This window comes from Allocatelliglobosispora scoriae, assembly GCF_014204945.1.
Taxonomy (GTDB): Bacteria; Actinomycetota; Actinomycetes; order Mycobacteriales; family Micromonosporaceae; genus Allocatelliglobosispora; species Allocatelliglobosispora scoriae.
The window spans coordinates 486,175-506,883 of the sequence record NZ_JACHMN010000001.1 but is presented as its reverse complement, the minus strand read 5'-3'; the positions used below and the strand labels follow the sequence as shown (position 1 = coordinate 506,883).

Sequence of the window (20,709 nt, the reverse complement as noted above, 5' to 3'; positions counted from 1 at the left end):
ACTAAATCGGATGACCGGGGCGCGAGCCGCGCGCACAATCGGCGGATGGATGTCGACGGCTTCGTACGCGACGGCTACACCGTGGTGCGGGGTGCCTTCGACGCCGGGACGGCCGCCGCGTGCCGCGAGGTGATCTGGTCGGAGCTCGCCGCCCACGGCATCGGCCGCGACCCGGCGACCTGGACGCGTCCGGCGCTGCGGATCGACTGCCCCGAGGGCGGGCCGTTCGTCACCGCCGGGACCGCACCGGCGCTGAGCGACGCCTACGACATCCTCATCGGCGCGGGCCGGTGGACGCAGCGCGGCGGGGTCGGCGGGACGATCCCGGTGCGGTTCCCGACCGAGGAGTACCCCGGTGAGGTCGGCTACCACATCGAGGGCAGCTACGAGGTCGACGGCGGTGCTTACTGGACGAACGTGCGGTCGCGGGGCCGGGGGCTGCTCGCGCTGTTCCTCTTCTCCGATGTCGGACCCGACGACGCCCCCACCCGGCTGGTGACGGGCTCGCACCGTTTCATCCCGCCGCTGCTCGCCCCCGGCGGCGAGCGTGGTATGCCGGGTGACGACGCGGTGAAGCGGCTGCGCCCGTCGGTGCTGTGCCGCCGCGCGGTCGAGGCGACGGGTGCCGCCGGTGATGTCTTCCTGTGCCACCCGTTCGTCGTGCACACCGCGACGTGGCCGCATCGGGGGACGGTCCCGCGGATGATGGCGCAGCCGGGGGTGGAGGTCCTCGACGGGTTCGCCCTGGACGGCTCCGATCCGTCGCCGGTCGCGCGGGCCATCGTCGAGAGTCTGGAGGGGTACGGTGACGGCCGTGACTGATGAGGACGGCTACTTCGGTGAGCGGGTGGCGGCGAAGTACGACGACGGCACGTCGGCGGAGTACCAGCCGGAGGTGATCGGGGCGACCGTCGGCGTACTGGCCGAATTGGCCCGGGGAGGTCGCGCGCTGGAACTCGCGGTCGGGACCGGGCGGATCGCGCTGCCGCTCGCGGCCCGTGGGGTCGAGGTGCACGGGATCGACATGTCGCGGGCGATGGTGGCCCGGCTGCGGGCCAAGCCCGGCGGCGACGCGATCGGCGTGACGATCGGCGACTTCACGACGGCCCGGGTGGAGGGGTCGTTCTCGCTCGCCTACCTCGTCTTCAATACGATCATGAATGTGACCACGCAGGACGGGCAGGTCGAGTGCTTCCGCAACGCGGCCGCGCACCTGGCGCCGGGCGGCTGCTTCGTGGTCGAGGTGATGGTGCCGGAGCTGCGGAAACTGCCGGTGGGGCAGGACGTGGTGCCGTTCCGCGCGGATGCGACGGGGTGGGCGTTCGACCGCTACGACCTCGTGACGCAGGAGATGAGCTCCAACTACATCGATGTCGTGGACGGGCGCGGGGATTACCGGTCGGTTCCGTTCCGGTATGTGTGGCCCGCGGAGCTGGACCTGATGGCGCGGATCGCGGGGCTGCGGCTGCGGGAGCGCTGGGGCGGGTGGAACCGCGAGCCGTTCACGGCCGACAGCGCCCGGCACGTCTCGGTCTGGGAGAAGCCCGCCGCGTGACCGGGGCGACGGCGAACGATCACCGTGCGCACCCCGGTCACGTGTGCGGTCACCCGGCCAGGGCTGAGGCGAAGCGGACGCCCATCGCCGGGATGAGCGGCAGATCCACATCGCGCAGTGCGGCCAGGTAGTCGGCGCGGTCGATCGGCCGGGCGCCCAGCGCCGTGGTGTAGTCGCTGGTCACCTGCACGTCGATCAGCGCTTCACCGGGCAGCCGGGCCGCGAGGTCGGCGAACGCGACCTTCCCGGCGTCCGGTACGCGGGTGAAGGCCGAGTCGACGCCGTGGACCCGGCCCATCCCGGTGCCGAAGAGCCCGCCGATCAGCTCGTCGCCGTGCCATACCTCGACGCTGTGCGCCCAGCCCGCGTCGTAGAGGGCGAGCAGCGAGTCGCACAGCTCGTCGGTGAGCCACCGGCTGCTGCGGTGCCGCCGGCACTCCTGGACGACCTCGGTGAACGCGTGGTCGCAGGTGGTGGTCCAGGGGTGCCGGTTGCGCAGGTCCCGGCGCAGGTTGCGCGACAGGTGCAGGCCGCCGGCCGGGATCACCGGGCGCTGCGGCGGGTTCCACCACGTCACCGCGTAGGGGTCGGTGCCGGGGAACGCCGTGATCACCCCGTCCTCGACGTGGTCGCCGTAGAGCGCCCGGTTGACCTCGGCCGCGTAGTCACCGCTGCTCGGGTAGGGGAACGCCCCGTGCCGGTAGGCCTCGAGCAGCCGGTGCGGTGCGACCGAGCCGCCGACCGCGACGGGCAGGTCCGCCGTCGCGCCGGTCAGGTCGACCGACTCCCAGGCCATCTCGGTGCAGGTGCCGGTCACGACAGGTCACCGCCGTCCGCAGAGGCGTCGCGAGAGTTGATCCTGACTTCTGTTGCGGGTTCTGCGGCGTGTCCAGCATTAAAATTCAGGAGGGGGTAGAAACCCGTGCGGGCCGCCGCCAGCGCCGCCACTGCGATCGTGGCGGCGGTGACCGTGCCGGGCGGGACCGGCTTGGCGGACAGGGCTGCCGCGGTCGCGGGGCGGCCCCAGTCGGGGAGCACCGACGGGGTGCGGAAACCCGCGCCGAGCAGGGCCGTCGATGCCCAGCTGCGGTCGCCGGACGCCACCGCGGCCGCCATGGACGACGCGAGCAGGGTGTCCCACTCGGGGCCGGGGATCTCCCGGATCGGGTACCCGGCCGCGCGGAGGCCGTCGACGACCACGCTGATCGGGACGGGGTCGTCGCCGACGAGGTGGAAGACGCCGCCGGCGCTCGCGGGGTCCATGGCCAGCTCGACCAGGGCGCCCGCGACGTGGTCGACGGGGACGAGGTCCACGCCGACGTCGAGGCCGTCGGCGGCGACCGCGCCGAGCCGGGCGATCGCCCTGGCGTAGTGCCAGAACGAGTCGTCGCTGCCCCAGGCACCGGTGGCGCTGTGCCCGGCGACCCGGCCCGGCCGGTGGATCGTCACCGGCAGCCCGGCGGCTCCGGCGGCGCGGACCAGCTCCTCGCCGACCCACTTCGTGGCGACGTAGCCGGACGGGACGACCCGGTCGGCGGGGACCCGGGTCGACTCGTCCACGATGTCGGGGTTCTCGCCGACGGCGACGGCGACCGAGACGCTGGAGACGAAGTGGACCGGGGTGGCGTGCACGGCGGCGAGCCGCAGCACCTCCCGTGTCCCGGTGACGTTGGCGGCCCGGAGCCGGTCGTAGGGGTCGAGGTGGTTGACCCGGGCTCCGTTGTGGACCACCGCGTCGACGAGGTCCGCGAGCTCGGCGAAGGCCGCCGCGGTGAGCCCGAGGCCGGGTGCGGCGAGGTCGCCGGGGACCGCGATGACGCGGTGGGCGTCCTCGGCCCGCCACAGGCCGTACCCGTCGAGGGTTGCCCGCAGGCGCGCGGACCCGGCGGCGGCGGACTCGGCGCGGACCAGGCAGTGCACCGCGGACCCGGTGCGGTCGAGCAGCTCGCGCAGCAGGAACGCGCCGAGGAACCCGGTGGCACCGGTGAGCAGCACGTTGCGCCACGGTCCGGCCGGGCGCGGTGTCCCGAGGGCGAACGCGCCGAGGACCGCGTCGGCGGCGAGCCGGGACGGATCCCAGACCCCGCCGACGCCGTCGAGCGCCGCCGCGAGCCCGGCGGCGGTGGGGCGGTCGAAGACGGTCCGGACGCCGAGCTCGACGCCGGTCTCCTCGGCGATGCGGGCGACGAGCCGGATCACCAGCAGCGAGTGTCCGCCGATGGTGAAGAAGTCGTCGTCGACCCCGACCGCGGGGAGCCCGAGGACCTCGGCGAGGAGCCGCGCCATGAGCGCCTCCTGCGGTGTCGCCGGTGGCCGCGACGGTGCCGGGGTGAGGTCGGGTGCGGGCAGGGCCCGCCGGTCGAGCTTGCCGTTCGGGGTGACCGGCAGGGCTTCCAGCAGCACCACCGAGGCCGGGACCATGTGCTCCGGCAGGGACAGCGCCGCCCGCGCCCGGACGGCCGCGGCGTCGGCGGTGCCGACGACGTAGGCGACGAGCCGCTGGTCGCCGGGGCGGTCCTCGCGGACGATGACGGCGGCCTGGGCGACGCCGGGGTCGGCGGCGATCACCGACTCGATCTCGGCGAGCTCGATCCGGAACCCCCTGAGTTTCACCTGGTGGTCGACGCGGCCGAGGTACTCGACCGCGCCGTCGCGGCGCCACCGGGCCAGGTCGCCGGTGCGGTAGATCCGCTCCCCGGCGGTGAACGGGCTCGCCACGAAGCGCTCCGCGGTGAGTCCGGCCCGGTGCAGGTAGCCGTGGGCGAGCTGCACCCCGCCGAGGTAGAGCTCCCCGGCGACGCCCGGCGGCACCGGCCGCAGCTGCGCGTCCAGGATGTGGAGGCGGGTGTTCCAGACCGGCCGTCCGATCGGCACCGGCCCGGGTTCGTCGCCCACCGGCTGGTAGGTGACGTCGACGGCGGCCTCGGTGGGGCCGTAGAGGTTGTGCAGGGGCGCGGTGAGCAGCCGCCGGAACCGGGCGGCCGACTCCGCCGGCAGGGCCTCGCCGCTGGCGAAGACCCTCGTCAGCGAGGTGCACCCGGCGACGCCGGGTGCGGCGAGGAACACGTCGAGCATGGACGGGACGAAGTGCAGCGTGGTGACGCGTTCCCGCTGGATCAGGTCGATCAGGTAGGCGGGGTCGCGGTGCCCGTCGGGTGCGGCGACGACGAGGGTCGCGCCGGTCATCAGCGGCCAGAAGAACTCCCACACCGACACGTCGAAGCTGGACGGTGTCTTCTGCAGGACCCGGTCGGCGGGGGTGAGGGCGTACTCGTGCTGCATCCACAGCAGCCGGTTGGCGATGGCGCGGTGCGGCACGGCCACGCCCTTCGGGCGGCCCGTGGAGCCCGAGGTGTAGATGACATAGGCGGTGTCGCCGGGCGCCAGGCCGTCGTGGTCCAGGTCATCCTGGGGGTACGCCGTCAGGGCCCCGTCGACCGCGACGCCGCCCGGGTAGCCGGTGGCGGTGTCGGTGAGCACGAGGACCGGGGCGGCTTCGGTGACCATGAACGCGAGCCGGTCCGCCGGGTAGCCGGTGTCGAGCGGCAGGTAAGCGGCCCCGGACTTGAGGACCGCGAGCAGCGCCACGATCAGGTGCTCGGACCGGGGCATCGCGACGCCGACGATCCGCCCCGGACCGGCCCCGGCCGCCACCAGGTGCCGGGCCAGCCGGTCGGCGCGTTCGTGCAGCTCGCGGTGGGTGAGCAGGGTGTCGCCGAAGACCACGGCCGGCCGGTCGGGGTGCCGGTCCCGCCCGGCCTCGACGAGCGCGGTCAGCGTCGTCTCCGGGAGGTCGTGCCGGGTGTCGTTCCAGGCCGCGATCGTGGTGAGCTCGTCGTCGAGCAGGTCGACCGCGCCGATCCGCGTCTGCGGGTCCGCCGTGACGGCGGTCAGCAGCCGGACCAGCCTCGCCGCGAGCCCTTCCACGGTGGTGTGGTCGAAGAGTTCGGCGGCGTACTCGAGGTTGGCGTCGATGCCCGCCGGATGGCGGTCGCCGTCGAGGTTCTCGGCGAACGCGGCGGTGAGGTCGAACTTCGCCTGGTCGCTGGTGAGCGCCTGCGAGGTGTAGCGCAGTCCGAGGAACTCGGGGTCGGCGGCGGCGTTGGACTGGAGCACCAGGTTGACCTGGAACACCGGGTGCCGGGCCATGGATCTGGCCGGGTTGAGGACCTCGACCACGCGCTCGAACGGTACGTCCTGGTGGGCGTAGGCGGCGAGGCTCGCCGTCCGGACCCGGGCGAGCAGTTCGGCGAAGGTCGGGTCCCCGGCGGTGTCGGTCCGTACGACGAGGGTGTTGACGAAGAACCCGACGAGCTTGTCGAGTGCCTCGTCGGTACGCCCGGCGACGGGTGTGCCGGTGAGGATGTCGTTCCCCGATCCGTGCCTGGTCAGCAGTGCCGCGACGGCCGCCTGGAGCACCATGAACAGGGTCGCCCCGTGCGCCTGGGCAAGGTCGGCCAGGGCCTGGTGCAGGGCGGCGTCGAGCCGGAACGGGACCAGCCCGGCGGTGTGGGTCCGGGTGGCGGGCCGGGGCCGGTCGGTGGGCAGCGGCAGCTCCTCGGGCGCCCCGGCGAGGGTCTGCGTCCAGAAGGCGAGCTGGCGGCTGATGACGCTGTCCGGGTCGGACTCGTCGCCGAGGAGTTCGCGCTGCCAGAGGGTGTAGTCGGCGTACTGGACGTCGAGGTCGTCCCAGTGCGGTGCGGTGCCGCCGGTGCGGGCGGCGTAGGCGGTGGCGAGGTCGCCGAGCAGCGGCCCGATCGACCAGCCGTCGCTGACGATGTGGTGCAGCACGATGAGCAGGACGTGCTCGTCCGCGCCGGTCTCGTCACAGCGGTGGTAGAGGGCCACCCGCAGCTGCGGTTCGGTGGCGAGGTCGAAGGGCTGGTAGGCGGCCCGGTTGAGCTCGGCGACGAGGTCGGCCAGCTCCGTGCCGGGCCAGTCGATCACGTCGAGCTTCGGGTGCGTACCCGTGGGGAGGATCTTCTGGTGCGGCTCGCCGCCGGTGACGGGGAAGACCGTGCGCAGCGTCTCGTGCCGGTCCACGATGTCGCCGAAGGCGGCGTCGAGGGCGGCGGCGTCGACCGGACCGTGCAGGCGCAGGGCCAGGGGCGCGTTCTGCGCGCCCCCGGCCGCGAGCCGGTCCAGGAACCACAGCCGGAGCTGGGCGTAGGACAGCGGGATCATGACTACTCCTTGACCCGGCGCTTGAGCGTCGGGCGTGCCTTCTCGGCCTGGCCGAGGCGGCCGGCGAGCCCGGCCACGGTGGGTGCTTCGAAGATGGCCTGGATGGTGAGTTCGACGCCGAGCTGGGTCCGCGCCCGGCTGATGAGCCGGGTCGCGAGCAGCGAGTGGCCGCCGCGCTCGAAGAAGTTGTCGTCGACGCCGACCTCGGGCAGGCCGAGGACCTCGGCGAAGAGCGCCGCGAGCGCGGTCTCCTGCGGTGTCGACGGTGCCCGGGACGCCACGGGTGCGGCGAGGTCGGGCTCGGGCAGGGCGCGGCGGTCGAGCTTGCCGTTCGGGGTGAGCGGCAGCGCGGCGAGGGTCGTGAACGCGGCGGGGACCATGTAGTCGGGCAGCAGCTGTCCGATGTAGTGGCGCACCACCGTGGTGTCCATGCCCTGGTCGCCGACGAGGTAGGCGGCGAGCATCTTGGCGCCGAGGTGCCCGGTGCGGGCGATGACGGCGACCTCGGAGACGCCCGGTGCCTGCCGCAGCACCGCTTCGACCTCGCCGAGCTCGACCCGGAACCCGCGGATCTTGACCTGGTCGTCGGCGCGGGTGAGGAACTCCAGCTGCCCGTCGCGGTTCCACCGCACCAGGTCACCGGTGCGGTAGATGCGCTCGCCGGGCTGGCCGTAGGGGTTCGCGACGAACCGCTCCGCCGTCAGCGTGGTGCGGTTGACGTAGCCGTTGGCGAGGCCGATGCCGCCGACGTAGAGCTCGCCGGGCACACCCGGCGGCACCAGCCGCAGCTGCCCGTCGAGGACGTAGCCGGTCTTGTTGGCCAGCGGCCGCCCGATCGGGACGGACGCGCCGGCGACCTCGGTGATCGTGTACGCGGTGGTGAGGCCCATGCTCTCGGCGGGTCCGTAGCCGTTGCAGACCCGCAGCTGCGGGAACTTCGCCAGGGCCCGCTCGACGTGGGCCGCCGACGCTGCCTCGCCTGCGGTCATCGCCCAGGTGAGGCGGGTGTAGACATCGGGGTACTCGTCGAGCATGAAGTTGAACAGGCTCGCCGACATCTGCAGCATCGTCACGCCGTGCTTGGCGACGAGGGCGGCGATCGCCTCCGGTTCCGGGTTCTGGCCGGGCTGCAGCACGCAGAGGGCGCCGTGCAGCAGTGCGCCGTAGAGCTCCAGCACGAACGCGTCCCAGGAGACCGGGGCGCACTGCAGGAAGACCTCGTCCGCGCCGAAGTCGACGTAGTCCTGGCCGAGGACGGTGCCGACGAGCGCCCGGTGCGGCGACGCGACGCCCTTGGGCCGCCCGGTGGAGCCGGAGGTGAACATGACGCAGGCGATGTCGTCGGCGGTGGCGATGGTGTCCAGGTTGCCGGTCGGCCGGGCCGCGAGCAGCGGCGCGACGGTGTCGAGGCTGATGGTGACGCCACTGCCCAGCTTGTCGGCGAGGCCGGAGTGCGTCACCACGATCGGTGCGTTGGCCTCGGCGATCGCGACGCGCAGCCGCTCGGCGGGGAACCGCGGGTCGAGCAGGGTGTATCCGCCGCCGGCCTTGAGCACGGCCAGGGCCGCGATCATCAGGTCGAAACCACGTTCGAGGTGTACGCCGACGAGCACCCCGGGGCGGACCCCGGTGTCGCGGAGGTACCCGGCGAGCTGGTTGGCCTTCGCGTTGAGCTCGGCGTAGGTGATCGTCGCGTCCTCGAACGCCAGCGCCGTCGACGACGGGGTCCACTCGGCCTGCTGCTCGAAGAGCTCGTGCACGGTCAGGTGCGCGGGCACGTCGACGACGGGACCGTTCCAGGTGCCGAGCACGAGGTCCCGCTCGGCGTCGGACATCAGCTCGACGCGGCCGATCGGGGTGTGCGGGTCGGCGGCGACGGCGTCGACGAGCCGGACGAACCGGTCGGCGATCTGCTGGGCGGTGGCGCGGTCGATGATGTCGGTGGCGTACTCGACCCAGCCGTTGAGGCCGCCGGCCGCGGCGCGCTCCTCCAGGGTGACGGTGAGGTCGAACTTCGCCACGGTCAGGTCGAAGGACTCGTCGGTGACGTCGAGGTCGCCGAGGGCGAGCTTCGCCTCGGCGTTGTTCTGCAGCACCAGCATCACCTGGAACAGCGGCTGCCGGGCCAGCGACCGGGCCGGGTTGAGGACCTCGACCACCCGCTCGAACGGCACCTCCTGGTGGGCGTAGGCGGCGAGCACCGTGGACCGCACCCGGGCCAGCAGCTCGGCGAAGGTCGGGTCGCCGCTGGTGTCGGTACGCAGCACCAACGTGTTGACGAAGAACCCGACCAGGTCGTCGAGGGCCTCGTCGGTGCGTCCGGCGATCGGCGACCCGATCGGGATGTCGGTCCCGGAGCCGGTGCGGGTGAGCAGGGCCGCGAGCGCCGCCTGCATGATCATGAAGGTGGTGACGTTGTGGCTGCGGGCCAGGTCGGCGAGCTTGGCGTGGGTGGCCGGGCTCAGGTCGAACTGCACCGAACCGCCCTGGAAGCTCGCCGTCGGCGGCCGCGGCCGGTCCAGCGGCAGCGGCAGCTCCTCCGGCGCCCCGGCGAGGGTACGCGCCCAGTAGTCGAGCTGCCGGGCGAAGACGCTGTCGGGGTCGTTCTCGTCGCCGAGCAGTTCCAGCTGCCACAGGGTGTAGTCGGAGTACTGGACGGCGAGCTCGTCCCACTGCGGTTCGGCACCGGTGCAGCGGGCGGCGTAGGCGGTGTTGAGGTCGCGCAGCAGCGGCCCCAGCGACCAGCCGTCGCTGACGATGTGGTGCAGGGCGAGCATGAGCACGTTGTCGTCGGGGGCGACGCTGTAGACGGTCGGCCGGACCGGCAGCTCCCGGGCCAGGTCGAAGCGGTGCCGGGCGGCGGTCTCCAGGAGCCCGGTCAGGGCGTCGGGGTCGCACTCGACGACGGTGAAGTGCAGGTCGACCTCGTCGAGGTCGAGGATGCGCTGCATGGGGCGCTCGTCGACCTCGACGAAGAGGGTGCGCAGGGCCTCGTGGCGGCCGACGACATCGTGCAGGGCCGCCCGTAACGCACCCCGGTCGAGGGGCCCGCGCAATCGCAGCGCGAGCGGCGCGTTGTAGGTGAACGACGGGCCCTCCATCTTGTCGAGGAACCACAGCCGCTGCTGGGCGAAGGACAGGGGGATCATGATGTCTCCTTCTGCGCCGTCCGGCGGCGCAAGGTGGGGCGGGCCTTCTCGGCGTGGCCGAGCCACTGGGCGAGGCCGGCGACGGTCGGTGTCTCGAAGACGGTCTGGATGGGCAGTTCCACGCTGAAGACCGAGCGGACCCGGCTGATCAGGCGGGCGGCGAGCAGCGAGTGCCCGCCGAGGTCGAAGAAGCTGGTCTCGGCGCCGAACGGTTCGGTGTCGGGCAGGCCCAGGACCTCGGCGAAGAGCCGGGCGAGGGTCTGCTCGTCGTCCCCGGTCGGCAGCCGTCCGGCGGCTGCGCGCAGCTCCGGTGCGGGCAGCGCGGCCCGGTCGGTCTTGCCGTTGGGCAGGGTGGGCAGGGCGCCCATCGCCACGACGGCGGCGGGCACCATGTGTTCGGGCAGGTGCGCGGCGGCGGCCCGGCGGGTGTCGGCCGGGTCGGCGGTGCCGGTGGTGTAGGCGACGAGGCGCCGGTCGCCGGGGCGGTCCTCGCGCAGCACCACCACGGTGTCGGTGACACCGGGCAGGCGGCGCAGGACCGTCTCGACCTCGCCGAGCTCGACCCGGAAGCCCCGTATCTTCACCTGGTCGTCGGCGCGCCCGACCAGGTCGAGCACCCCGCCGGGCAGCCACGTCGCGAGGTCGCCGGTGCGGTACATGCGGCTGCCGGGCGGCCCGAACGGGTCGGCGGTGAACCGCTGCGCGGTGAGCGCGGGCCGCCGCAGGTAGCCGTCGGCGAGCTGCGCCCCGGCGAGGTAGAGCTCCCCGGTGCCGCCGTCGGCGACCGGCCGCAGGTCGGTGTCGAGGACGTAGGCGCGCATGTTCGGCACCGGCAGCCCGATCGGGATCCGCGGCTGCGTGCCGGTGCCGACGAGCCACTGGGTGGCGTCGACGGCGGTCTCGGTCGGACCGTACATGTTGTAGAGGGGCACCCCGAGCACGTCGGCGACGCGTTGCGGCAGGTCGGCGGGCATCGCCTCGCCGCCGCACTGGATCCGGCGCAGGGTGGTGCACTCGGCGGCGCCCGGTTCGCGCAGGAACGCCTCCAGCATGGACGGGACGAAGTCGGCGAGGGTGATCCGCTCGTCCCGGATGACCCGGGCCAGGTAGGCCGGGTCCCGGCGCCCGCCGGGCTTGGCCGGGACGACGGTGGCACCTTCGGCGAGCGGCCGGAAGATCTCCTCCAGCGACACGTCGAACCCGATGTGGGCCTTCTGCAGCACCCGGTCGGAGGCGTCGAGCGGGTAGAGCTCGCGCAGGGTGCGGATGCGGTTGACGATGGCCCGGTGCGGCACGACGACGCCCTTGGGGCGCCCGGTCGACCCGGAGGTGTAGATGACGTAGGCGGTGTGGTGTTGCCGGGTCGCTTCGCTCTGTTGCTGGGTCGCTTCGCTCCGCGCGCCCTCTATGCGCCGTCTTCCCTCGTCGCTGCGCTCCTCAGTCCAGGCGGCGCGGGCGCGCTCCGCGAAGCTCCCGGGCTCCTCGGTCCAGACGGCGCGGGCGCGCTCCGCGGAGCTCCCGGGCTCCTCGGTCCAGACGGCGCGGGCGCGCTCCGCGGAGCTCCCGGGCAGCAGGTCGTCGAGGCGCCATACGGTTGCCCCGGCGACCGGTCCGGTCGCGATCACCGCGACCGGGGCCGCGTCGGTGAGGATGTAGGCGGTGCGCTCGGCCGGGTCGGCGGCGTCGAGCGGCAGGTACGCCGCCCCGGCCGCGAGGATCCCCAGCAGCACGGTGATCAGCTCCGCCGACGACGGCAGCTCCACGCCGATCAGGTCGCCCGGCCCGACGCCGCGACTGCGGAGCCCGGCGGCGATGCGCTCGCTGCGGGCGACGAGGTCGGCGTAGGTGAGGCGGGCGTCGGCGGCGTCCACGGCGATCGCGCCGGGGGTCCGCCGGGCCTGGTCGGTGACGAGGTCGACGAGGGTGGCGGGCGGGTAGTCGATGACGGTGCCCTGGTGCTCGGCGGGGTGCCGGGCCGGTTCGCAGACCGGCTCGGCGACTCCGGCGAGCACCGCGTCCCACCGCTGCCGGGCCAGGTCCGGCTCGGGCAGGCGAACGGTAGCCATCGTGGTCAGACCCTTTCCGGGGTGAGGTCGGTCCAGCGCGTCTCGACGTGGTCCAGGCACGACTGGCGGGTGGCAGGGCCGTGGCTCCTGGTCCAGCCGGCCGGGATCGCCAGGTGGGCGGGCCACAGCGAGTGCTGGCGGAGGTCGTTGACGAGGACCACGTAGGGCAGGTCGTCGTTCTCGAACGGGTTGGTCATGGTGTCTCTCCGGATTCAGGCGTTGGCGGGTGCGGTGGGCAGGTCGCGGGTCTTGCGGATGGGTCCGAACAGGAGGATCAGCTTGCCGACGGCGCCGAGCGCGAGCACGATCCACAGCGTTTCGCGTACCCCGATGAAGGTGCCGAGGGCACCGCCGAGCAGGGCGCCGATCGGGATCAGGCCGAAGGCGATGAAGCTGCCGCTGGTCGAGATCCGGCCGAGCATGTCCGGCGGGCAGTAGGTCTGGCGGAACGCGCCGCCGATGACGTTGACCGCGACGATCCCGGCGGCCGGGATGAGCAGCCCGGCGGCGAAGAACCCGAGCGCGGGCCCGCTGCCGGTGAGCGGGATGAGCAGGCCGAACGGTGCCGTGAGCAGCGAGAAGGCGAGCAGCGCCCGGGCCGATCCGAGCGTGCGGGAGACCTTGTTGGCGATGACCGCGCCGAGGACGCCGCCGGCGCAGTCGGCCGCCAGGAGCAGGCCGACCATGCCCGGGCTCGCGCCGACGGTCTGGATGAGGAAGACGACGAGCAGGGTGTGCCCGGCGGTGAGGAGCAGGTTGTCGACGGACGCGCCGATCGTCATGATCCGCAGGTACGGGTCGCGGATGAGGAACCGGAACCCGTCGCGGATCTCCTGCCGCAGCGTGGTGGTGCGCTCGGCGGCCTTGGGCATCGCGGGTTCCTTGGTGCGGATCGCGAGCAGGCAGACGGTCGAGACGACGTAGGTGATCGCGTCGGCGGCGAGCCCGAGGACGGCGGTCATGGCCTGGGTGAGCAGGCCGCCGATGCTGCTGCCGGAGACGACGGCGACCTGGGCGCTGCCCTGGAGCTTGGCGTTGCCCTCCCCGAGGTCCTCGGATTCGATGAGCGTCGGCAGGTAGGCGGAGTAGGCGGGGCTGAAGAAGACCCCGGTCGCGCCGCCGAGCAGCGCCACCGCGAGCAGGTGGACCAGGGTGAGCACGCCGAGCCAGGCGGCGACCGGGACGCTGAGCACCAGCACGAACGACACGACGTTCGCGATGATCATCGTGGGTCGGCGGGGCAGCCGGTCGATCCAGGCACCGGCGGGCAGGCCCAGGACCAGCCACGGCAGCCACGACGCGGCGCCGAGCAGGCCGACGGCGAGGGGTCCGGCGTGCAGCAGTTCCAGGGCGACGAGCGGCAGGGCGATGCCGGAGATGGCGTTGCCGAGCACGCTGACGCTCTCCCCGAACCACAGCAGCCGGAAGTCGCGGTGCTTCCACAGGCTGGGGCGGCGGGCCGGGGTCACCGGCACGACGGGGGCTTCGATCACGGCGGTCATATCAGGGACTCCTGTCGCTGCGGGACGGTCATGGTCGGGGACCACACGTCCTCGGGGTCGAGTGCGCTGGTGGCGTACTTGCCGAGGGCGCTGATGAGCAGGCGCAACTCCAGCGCGAGGGCCTCGGTGAGGCGGGTCAGGCCGTGCTCGGGGTCGGTGTCGGCGGCGAGCAGCGCCGCCCGGCCGAGCCCGGCCGCGCTCGCGCCGAGGGCCAGGGCCTTGACGACCCGGGTGCCCTCCCACATCCGGCCGGAGGTGAGCAGGCTGCCGAGCTTCGGCACCGGGCGCAGGCGGCGCAGGCACTCGGCGAGCGGCAGGCCGACGTGGTCCAGGAACGCGGTCGGCGCCCAGCCGGTGCCGCCCTCGGCGCCGTCGACGGTGACCGCGTCGGCGCCGGCCCGCCATGCCACGTCGGCCGCGTCGGCGATGTCCCGGCCGGGGTGCAGCTTCACCCAGACTTGTACGCGGGGGAAGTTGTTGCGCATGAAGCGGATCTGCTGGCGCAGGATCTCCTCGGTGAAGGTGCCAGGGGAGGCGCAGCGCAGCAGCCGGTCGCCGTCGCCGAGGACCCGGTCGAGGGCGAACTGCCCGCTGAGCCGGTCGGCGGCGGACTCCGACAGCACCGTCATGCCGCCGAGGCCGGGCTTCGCGCCTTGGCCGACCTTGAGCTCGAAGGCGAGCCGACCGGTCTCCAGCAGCGCCGTCGCGGTGGGGTCGCTGTAGACGAGGTTCCACACCTCGGCGTCGGCGTCCTCGGTGGACTGCTGCACGACGACCCCGCCGAGCCCGCCGGTGGCGGCTTCGGCGTAGGCGCGGACCCGGCCGACGAGGGACTTCTCGGTGCCGGTGCCGATGCGGCCGTAGCCGTTGACGGGGACGACGTTCTCGCCGATCACCATCGGCAGGCCGAGGCGGCCCGCCTGGCGGCTGACGGCGATCCCGAGGTCGGTGCTGGCGACCTGCGTCGACCCGAACGCCGAGACGTAGACGGGCAGGCTGGACCGGAAGCCGCCGATCTCGGTGGTGAGGTCCACGTCGCCGTACATGGGTTCGCGGGCGAGGTCGATCAGCTTCTCCAGGCGCAGCGGCATGAAGACCGGCGGGACCAGGCGCATCGCGTCGATCTCGTCGGCTGGTGCGGTCGCGCCGTCGGCGCCGAACAGGGTGTGGCCGTAGCCGTCGGCGGCCGGGAAGACCGACGCCGTGCCGAAGCGGGCCCGGTCGCGGATGCGGGCCTCGGGGAAGCCCGGTGCGTGCAGCGCGCTCATGCCGACACCACCCCGGGGACCTTCGGGTACGCCGAGGCCTGCCACACCGAGGTGAGGCCGGCGACGTAGCGGGTCAGCCGCTCCAGGCCGATGCCGAAGCCGCTGCTGGCGGGGATGCCGTCGCGGGCCATCTCCAGGTACCAGCCGTACTTCGCCGGGTTCTCCCCGGATTCGCGGATGCGGGCGACGATGCGCTTGTAGTCGTACTCGCGCTCGCTGCCGCTGCACAGCTCGCCGTAGCCTTCGGCGGCGATGACGTCGAAGTTGCGCAGGCGGCCGAGGTCGTCGAGGTTCTCCCGGTCGTAGAAGCCCCGGGATCCCTTCGGGTAGTCGGTGATGAAGAACGGGCGGCTCGCCTTGGCGGACAGGTGCTGCTCGTTCTGCCAGTCGATCTCCGCGTCGGGGGACTGCTCGTAGCCGAGATCGCGCAGGTTGGCGACGGCCTGCGGGTGGGTGATCCTGTCGAAGGGCCACTCCAGCAGCTCGGTGAAGGGCGTGGTGTCGCGGCCCAGCGCCGCGAGGTCGGCGGCGTTGGTGGTGAGCACGCGGCGGACGGCGTTGACGATGATGCCCTCGACGACGGCCATCGCGTCCTCGCGGGTGGCGCCGCCGATCTCGACGTCGATCTGGTGGAACTCGGCGAGGTGCCGGTTGGTGTTGCAGGTCTCCAGCGGCTCCAGGCGGACGTTCGGCGCCAGGTAGAAGATCTTGTCGAACGCCGTGAGCGATGCCTGCTTGTAGAGGATCGCGCTGGTCATGAGCTTGTAGCGGTGGCCGTAGAAGTCGACGTCGACCTGTTTGGAGCCGCGGCCGCCGGGGTCGGTGACCGGCCCGATGATCGGTGGCAGGAGTTCGGTGAAGCCCTGCGCGGTCAGGTGCTGTCTCGTCGCGTCGATGATCGCGTTCTGGATGAGCAGGGTGTGCCGGGTTGACGCCTTGGAGAGGTGCTCGCGGGGCGAGGACGGGGGAAGCTCGGACATGGTGGTCTCCCTATCGGTTCAGTGCGGTGGTGGTCGTCCGGCCGGTCAGGGCCGGTCCGTCGTAGGTGCGCTCCACATAGGAGAGCGAGGTGAGCAGGTCGGTGGAGGTGAGCACGCGCCGTTCGGCGGCGCCGACGAGGCGGGCGATCGGCATGGCGCCGACATCGGCCCAGCGCAGGCGCCCCGCGTCGTCGAGGTAGCTGCGGGACCGGCCCGCGTTGTCGGGGTGCAGGCAGAACGGCACGTCGAGGTAGCCGAGGGTGAACGCCTTCACCAGCGCCCGCCCGAGGTCGCCGTCGAGGTCGAGGACCGCGTCGATCAGGGCGCTCGCCTCGGCGTGGACCTGGTTGTCGGCGGACGCCTCGGCCCGGGTGACCCGGGCGGCGGCGGCCGACGCGATCTGCAGCGACTGCACGTTCTCCGCGACGGTCGGGATCCGGGACGCTTCGGCGACCGTCTTGACGATCAGCCGCGCGGCCCCGGATCGGGCGGCGAGCTGCGCCGACTGCTCCAGCAGCGCCAGCGCCCCGTCCGGGGTCCTCGGGAACACCCCCATGTAGGTGTAGATGACGACGTGCCGGTCCAGGGTGGGCAGGTGCTGCGCGGCGAGGCTGCGCAGGGCGGCGACCGCGTCGGCGTCCTGGCCGGGGTGGGTCTGCTGGGCGTAGCTGAGCGACACGCTGCGCAGCCCGTGCTGGGCGAAGAACATGCCCTCCAGCACCGACAGCGCGACCAGCAGCGACGGCGGGCACAGCTGGCCCATCATGCAGCCGCCGAAGGTCTCCAGGTGCGGCTCGATCCCGCGTCCGCGCAGCGCCGCGAGCAGCTCGCAGCACTCGGTCCAGTTGCGCACCGAGTCGGCGAGCGGTGTCCGCCCGTAGGGCAGGCAGTACGACACCGGGCCGCCCTCGGTGGCGTCGAGCCCGGACAGTGCCAGGGCCATGATGATGTCCTGCGGGCAGGCCGACCCGTGGCGTACCTGGACGGGGAAGCCGGCGTCGCGGACACCGTCGAGCATCGCCGAGGTGACCTCCGGTCCGTGGGCGACGATCGGGAACCCGTTGAGGTCGGCCCCCGAGTCCAATGCGCGGCGGGCGGCGGCGTGGTCGGCGATGCGGGTGTAGCTGTCCAGGGTGATCGTGCCGACGGTCGTGGCGTCGGCGTGCTTGGTGGCGAGGAGCCCGGCCCGCATCGCGGCGGGGTCGGCGATCCCCATCCGGGGCTGCACGACGAGCTCGCCGCGGGCGTGGGCCCGCTGGACGAAGCCGCCGAACGACACGGCGGGCAACTCCGGGACGAGGGCGGTCATCGGGATGCGCCCACCGGCAGCGCGGCGACGTAGGAGCGGAACAGGCCCAGGCCCGCGCCCTCCTCGAAGACCGCGTCGAATCCGGCGTCGACGAGCCCGGCGGTGTGGCGGGTGTTGCCCGCTCCGGCGATGCCGAGCTTGCCGCCGATGACGATCCGGGTGCCCGCGAGCTCGGGCTGCTCGCGCAGCTTCTCCACCACGCGCATGCCGTCGGTGGCGCCGTGGCCGTTGACGCTGCTCATGACGATGAGCTTCGGTCGGCGGCGGCGGGCTTCGTCGACGAGCAGGTCGTCGGGGACGCACGGGCCGAGGTTCGTGACCTCCTGGCCCAGCTCCTCCAGGAGCAGCTGCAGGAAGACGAGGTTCCAGGTGTGCGAGTCCGAGGCGGTCCCGGTCACCATCACGCCGGGATCGCCGTCGCGGACGGTGTCGATCTCACTGTGGTTCAGCGCGCTGGCCCGAGGAGTGATCGAGCGAAGCGAGGGAGCCCCGCCGGGCGCGCCTACGAGTAGGTCTGGTTGCATGCAGACGAATCTGCCGGGAAACCCTTTCGCAGACATGGGTGAGCGGGACCCATCTTCTGCGTACCCCCGCGCGGGTTATAGGGTCGCGGACCCGACACTCGCCGCGCGGACCGGCGCTGACCTGCGGCGTCGCGACCCCGATGGGGGTTCGCCTAGGGCAGGCGGGCAACCACCAGGTCCGACAGCGCGGTCCGATCGGTGCTGCCGAGCTTGTCCATCAGCGCCGCCACGTGCTTCTCCACGGTCCGCGGTGAGATGAACAGGAGCTTGGCGATCTCCGGATTCCCCTTGCGTTCGCCGAGGAGCATCAGCACTTCGTACTCCCGGGCCGTCACCCCGCGCTGGGCCAGGTCCGCCGGGACGGCCTCCAGGCCGCTGCGGCGCTGCATGACGCGCACCCCGGCCCGCCGCAGCAGCGACCGGCACGCGCCCGCCACGGCGGCCACGTCGGCGGTGTGGAACCAGGTCTCGGCCTCCCGCAGCCACGTCACCGGATCGCCCCACCCGTCGTCGAGCGCAGCCTCGGCGACGAGCCGCAGCAGCAGGTGCCGGGCCATCGGGAAGGGCGCCGAGGCCTGCTGCGACTGCGCCATCGCGATCGCAGCACCGTCGGCGTCGCCGTCGCGGCCGAGCAGGACCGCCTCGGCGGCGAGGACGAACTGCCGGTTCCAGCGCAGCCCGGCCGCGGCGGCACCGGCGATCTCGGCGTGGCGGGCGTGCCCGGCCCGGCGGGCCAGGATCTCCAGCAGCGGATCGAGGCCGTAGCGGCCGGACTGGTAGTAGATCGTCGGGTGGCTGCGCTCCCACTCGCGGACCCGGGCCATCTCGGCCTCGGCACCCGGCCGGTCCTCGCTGAGCAGCGCGCAGATGGCCCGGTGGCCGAAGACGATCGGGGCGTGGAAGGACTGCTCGCCGCCCCGGGCGCGGAAGTCGGCGAGGGCCTGGCGCATCGCGTCGCGGCGTCCCTGGTGTGCCGCCGATGCGATCTTGATGACGAGGGCGAACTGGCTCTCGCCCTCCTGGTGCATCCGGGTCGTCGCCTCCAGGATCCGGTCGGCGAGCTTCTCCGCCTCGGCGAACTCGGCGTAGAGGACCTGCTGCATGGCGAAGGTCGCGTCGGCCTGCGACCCGGCGGTGATCGCGCCGAGGTCGAGGGCGGCCTGGCGGGCCTGGTGGAGCTGCTCGGGCTGGCCGGTGCGCATGAGTTCGTTGGTGGCGAGCCGGATCTGGGCGCGCAGCCGCCAGATCGACAGGGCGTGCCGGTCTGCGGTGTCGAGCATGTGGCGCAGGTGCACGTCGGCGTCGTCGAAGCCGCGGCGGCGGGCGAGCAGCGCGAGGACCTGCCGGGCCTGGCAGGCGGTCGTGGGCAGCGGGACCGCCTCGGCCGTGCCGACCGCGCGCAGCGCCAGCTCCTCGGCGCGGACGGCCCGGTCGTCGCCCTTGACGTCGCCGAGGGTGAGCAGGTGCGCCTCGACGACGTCGACCGGGGCGAGGGCGGCCGGGGACGCGGAGTCGCCGAGCAGTTGCCGGGCCAGGTCGACCTGTTCACCAGCCTTCTCCCAGTGGCCGCCGACGACGCAGACCCAGGCGAGGCGGGTGTGCAGCTCGGCGCGTTTCTCGGCGCTGAGCAGCACCGATCCGGCGAGGTCGGCGCCCCGGCGCAGCGCGCCCTCCACATCGCCCGCTTCGGCGAGCGCGTTGAGGAGGGTGGCGAGCACGTCGGCGCGCTGGGCGGCGTGCTGCCCCGCCGGTACGAGTTCGAGCGCCTGGTCGAGCAGGCGGACGGCGGAGGTGGCCGCGCCCTCGGCGAGGGTCCGGCGCCCGGCGACGGCGTAGAGCAGCCCGGCGGCGGGCCGGTCCCCGGCGGCGAGGCGCAGTGATGCGGCGAGCTGGCACACCTCACCGGGCAGGTCGGGGCTGAGCGCCTCGACGGCATCGGCCGCGGCGGCGGCGATCCCGGCCCGTTCGGCGGGGAGCAGCTCGCTGGCGAGGGCTTCGGCGGTCCAGGCGTTGCGGAAGGTGTACCAGCCCGGCACGGTGCGCGAGGGCAGCAGCAGCTGGGCGTCGACCCCGGCCCGGACGAGGGCCCGCAGGCCGGCGTCGGTGACGCCGGAGATCTGCTGGAGCACGTCGAGCGGGAAGCGGCGCCCGACGACGGCGGCGGCCTCCAGCGCGCGGTGCCACTGCGGGCCGAGGCGCCGGGCCCGGTCGGTGACGCTGGCGACCACGGTGGACGGCACGTCGACGTGCACATCGCCGGTCATCGCCCAGCCGCCGCCGGTCCGGACGAGCGCACCGGCCTCGACGGCGCCGCGCAGCAGCTCCTCGACGACGAACGGGTTGCCGTCGGCGCTGCGGGCCAGCCACGGCGCGACCTCGGCGGGCAGGTCGGGTGCGGCGATGCCGAGGCAGGCGGCGGCGAGCGCCGTGACGTCGGCGTCGGGCAGCGGGTCCAGGTCGAGCACGCGGGCGACGCGCTGCCGGGCGCTGGAGCGGGCCAGGGTCAGCGCGGGCGACGGCAGCGGCCGCATGCTCGCCAGCAGCAGCACCGGCTGGTCGGGCAGGTTGTCGACGAGGTATTCGACGATCCCCATCGTCTCGGCGTCGCCGTCGTGCAGGTCGCTGAGGCAGATCAGCACGCCCCGGTCGCGGCCGACGACGCCGAGCAGCCGCAGCACGGCTTCGGCGAGCACGATGGGGGAGTCGTCGTTGGGGTAGTCGCGGCCTCCGCGCCACTCCGGGATCAGCCGCGCGAGCGCGGGCCGATAGGCCAGCAGATCCGGATCATCGGGTACGCCGTCCGCTCGCGCCAGTGAGAACAGCGCCTCCGTCAGCGGCCGGTAGGGCACCGTGGCGCCCGCCGGGGTGGCCCGTCCGCGCAGGACGGTCATGCCGGCGGCGTTCGCGAGGGTGGTGCATTCGCGGGTGAGCCGGGACTTGCCGAGCCCGGCGTCGCCGACGAGGAAGAACGCGCCGCCGCGACCGGCTGCCGTGCTGGTGAGGGCTTCCCGCAACGTGGCCAGCTCCTCGGCACGGCCCACCATCACCGGTGACATCACCTGCACAGGCTGCACGGTACTCGGATCCTCCCCCTGCGCGACGTGACTGAATGCTCACGCTACCGCTTCATCCATTCATGATCTTATGGCTGTCCGCCATTCGGGCAAAGCCG

General features: G+C 73.3%; 13 protein-coding genes. 2 read left to right on the top strand and 11 right to left on the bottom strand.

The window, feature by feature from the left end; genetic code table 11:
* The first annotated feature begins 45 nt into the window (after positions 1–45).
* Together F4553_RS02285 and F4553_RS02280 are read left to right on the top strand one after the other, a co-directional pair.
* Entirely contained in the window at positions 46–822 is a 777-nt protein-coding gene (locus F4553_RS02285; RefSeq protein ID WP_184831416.1) for a phytanoyl-CoA dioxygenase family protein, read from the top strand.
* Complete coding sequence (locus F4553_RS02280) at positions 815–1,555, top strand: class I SAM-dependent DNA methyltransferase (RefSeq protein WP_184831414.1); 741 nt, start codon at positions 815–817, stop codon at positions 1,553–1,555. The genes F4553_RS02285 and F4553_RS02280 overlap by 8 nt, the downstream gene beginning before the upstream one ends.
* A 49-nt stretch (positions 1,556–1,604) precedes the next feature.
* On the opposite strand, the gene F4553_RS02275 is transcribed toward F4553_RS02280, so the two are convergent.
* The 11 genes from F4553_RS02275 to F4553_RS02225 form a co-directional block, all read right to left on the bottom strand.
* Positions 1,605–2,372, bottom strand: a complete 768-nt coding sequence (locus F4553_RS02275; protein ID WP_184831413.1) for a leucyl/phenylalanyl-tRNA--protein transferase — start codon at positions 2,370–2,372, stop codon at positions 1,605–1,607.
* Complete coding sequence (locus F4553_RS02270; protein ID WP_184831411.1) at positions 2,369–6,739, bottom strand: non-ribosomal peptide synthetase; 4,371 nt, start codon at positions 6,737–6,739, stop codon at positions 2,369–2,371. The genes F4553_RS02275 and F4553_RS02270 overlap by 4 nt, the downstream gene beginning before the upstream one ends.
* A gap of 2 nt (positions 6,740–6,741) precedes the next feature.
* Positions 6,742–9,888: a non-ribosomal peptide synthetase gene (locus tag F4553_RS02265; protein WP_184831409.1), complete on the bottom strand. Its 3,147-nt coding sequence runs from the start codon at positions 9,886–9,888 to the stop codon at positions 6,742–6,744.
* Positions 9,885–11,954: an amino acid adenylation domain-containing protein gene (locus F4553_RS02260; protein ID WP_184831407.1), complete on the bottom strand. Its 2,070-nt coding sequence runs from the start codon at positions 11,952–11,954 to the stop codon at positions 9,885–9,887. Before F4553_RS02260 ends, F4553_RS02265 begins: the two co-directional genes overlap by 4 nt.
* Positions 11,955–11,959: 5 nt before the next feature.
* The gene (locus tag F4553_RS02255; protein WP_184831405.1) at positions 11,960–12,151 is read right to left on the bottom strand and encodes an MbtH family protein; all 192 of its coding nucleotides are present in this window, start codon (positions 12,149–12,151) and stop codon (positions 11,960–11,962) included.
* 15 nt (positions 12,152–12,166) lie between these two features.
* Positions 12,167–13,456: an MFS transporter gene (locus tag F4553_RS02250; RefSeq protein WP_184831403.1), complete on the bottom strand. Its 1,290-nt coding sequence runs from the start codon at positions 13,454–13,456 to the stop codon at positions 12,167–12,169.
* Entirely contained in the window at positions 13,453–14,724 is a 1,272-nt protein-coding gene (locus F4553_RS02245; protein WP_184831401.1) for a glutamate synthase-related protein, read from the bottom strand. The genes F4553_RS02250 and F4553_RS02245 overlap by 4 nt, the downstream gene beginning before the upstream one ends.
* Entirely contained in the window at positions 14,721–15,704 is a 984-nt protein-coding gene (locus F4553_RS02240) for an asparagine synthetase A (protein WP_184831393.1), read from the bottom strand. Before F4553_RS02240 ends, F4553_RS02245 begins: the two co-directional genes overlap by 4 nt.
* A 10-nt stretch (positions 15,705–15,714) precedes the next feature.
* Positions 15,715–17,013 carry a methylaspartate mutase gene (locus F4553_RS02235; RefSeq protein ID WP_184831391.1) on the bottom strand — a complete coding sequence of 433 codons (1,299 nt, stop codon included), beginning with the start codon at positions 17,011–17,013 and terminating at the stop codon, positions 15,715–15,717.
* The gene (locus F4553_RS02230; protein WP_184831389.1) at positions 17,010–17,537 is read right to left on the bottom strand and encodes a cobalamin B12-binding domain-containing protein; all 528 of its coding nucleotides are present in this window, start codon (positions 17,535–17,537) and stop codon (positions 17,010–17,012) included. The genes F4553_RS02235 and F4553_RS02230 overlap by 4 nt, the downstream gene beginning before the upstream one ends.
* Before the next feature lie 152 nt (positions 17,538–17,689).
* A complete protein-coding gene (locus tag F4553_RS02225; protein ID WP_221469736.1) occupies positions 17,690–20,593 on the bottom strand; it encodes a helix-turn-helix transcriptional regulator in 2,904 nt (967 codons plus the stop codon).
* Positions 20,594–20,709 lie beyond the last annotated feature (116 nt).

Excerpts from the sequence above, each read along its gene's own strand:
- F4553_RS02285 (WP_184831416.1), top strand. The coding sequence starts at position 46 with ATGGATGTCGACGGCTTCGTACGCGACGGCTACACCGTGGTGCGGGGT.
- F4553_RS02270 (WP_184831411.1), bottom strand. The coding sequence starts at position 6,739 with ATGATCCCGCTGTCCTACGCCCAGCTCCGGCTGTGGTTCCTGGACCGG.
- F4553_RS02265 (WP_184831409.1), bottom strand. The coding sequence starts at position 9,888 with ATGATCCCCCTGTCCTTCGCCCAGCAGCGGCTGTGGTTCCTCGACAAG.
- F4553_RS02260 (WP_184831407.1), bottom strand. The coding sequence starts at position 11,954 with ATGGCTACCGTTCGCCTGCCCGAGCCGGACCTGGCCCGGCAGCGGTGG.
- F4553_RS02255 (WP_184831405.1), bottom strand. The coding sequence starts at position 12,151 with ATGACCAACCCGTTCGAGAACGACGACCTGCCCTACGTGGTCCTCGTC.
- F4553_RS02250 (WP_184831403.1), bottom strand. The coding sequence starts at position 13,456 with ATGACCGCCGTGATCGAAGCCCCCGTCGTGCCGGTGACCCCGGCCCGC.
- F4553_RS02245 (WP_184831401.1), bottom strand. The coding sequence starts at position 14,724 with ATGAGCGCGCTGCACGCACCGGGCTTCCCCGAGGCCCGCATCCGCGAC.
- F4553_RS02240 (WP_184831393.1), bottom strand. The coding sequence starts at position 15,704 with ATGTCCGAGCTTCCCCCGTCCTCGCCCCGCGAGCACCTCTCCAAGGCG.
- F4553_RS02235 (WP_184831391.1), bottom strand. The coding sequence starts at position 17,013 with ATGACCGCCCTCGTCCCGGAGTTGCCCGCCGTGTCGTTCGGCGGCTTC.
- F4553_RS02230 (WP_184831389.1), bottom strand. The coding sequence starts at position 17,537 with ATGCAACCAGACCTACTCGTAGGCGCGCCCGGCGGGGCTCCCTCGCTT.
- F4553_RS02225 (WP_221469736.1), bottom strand. The coding sequence starts at position 20,593 with ATGTCACCGGTGATGGTGGGCCGTGCCGAGGAGCTGGCCACGTTGCGG.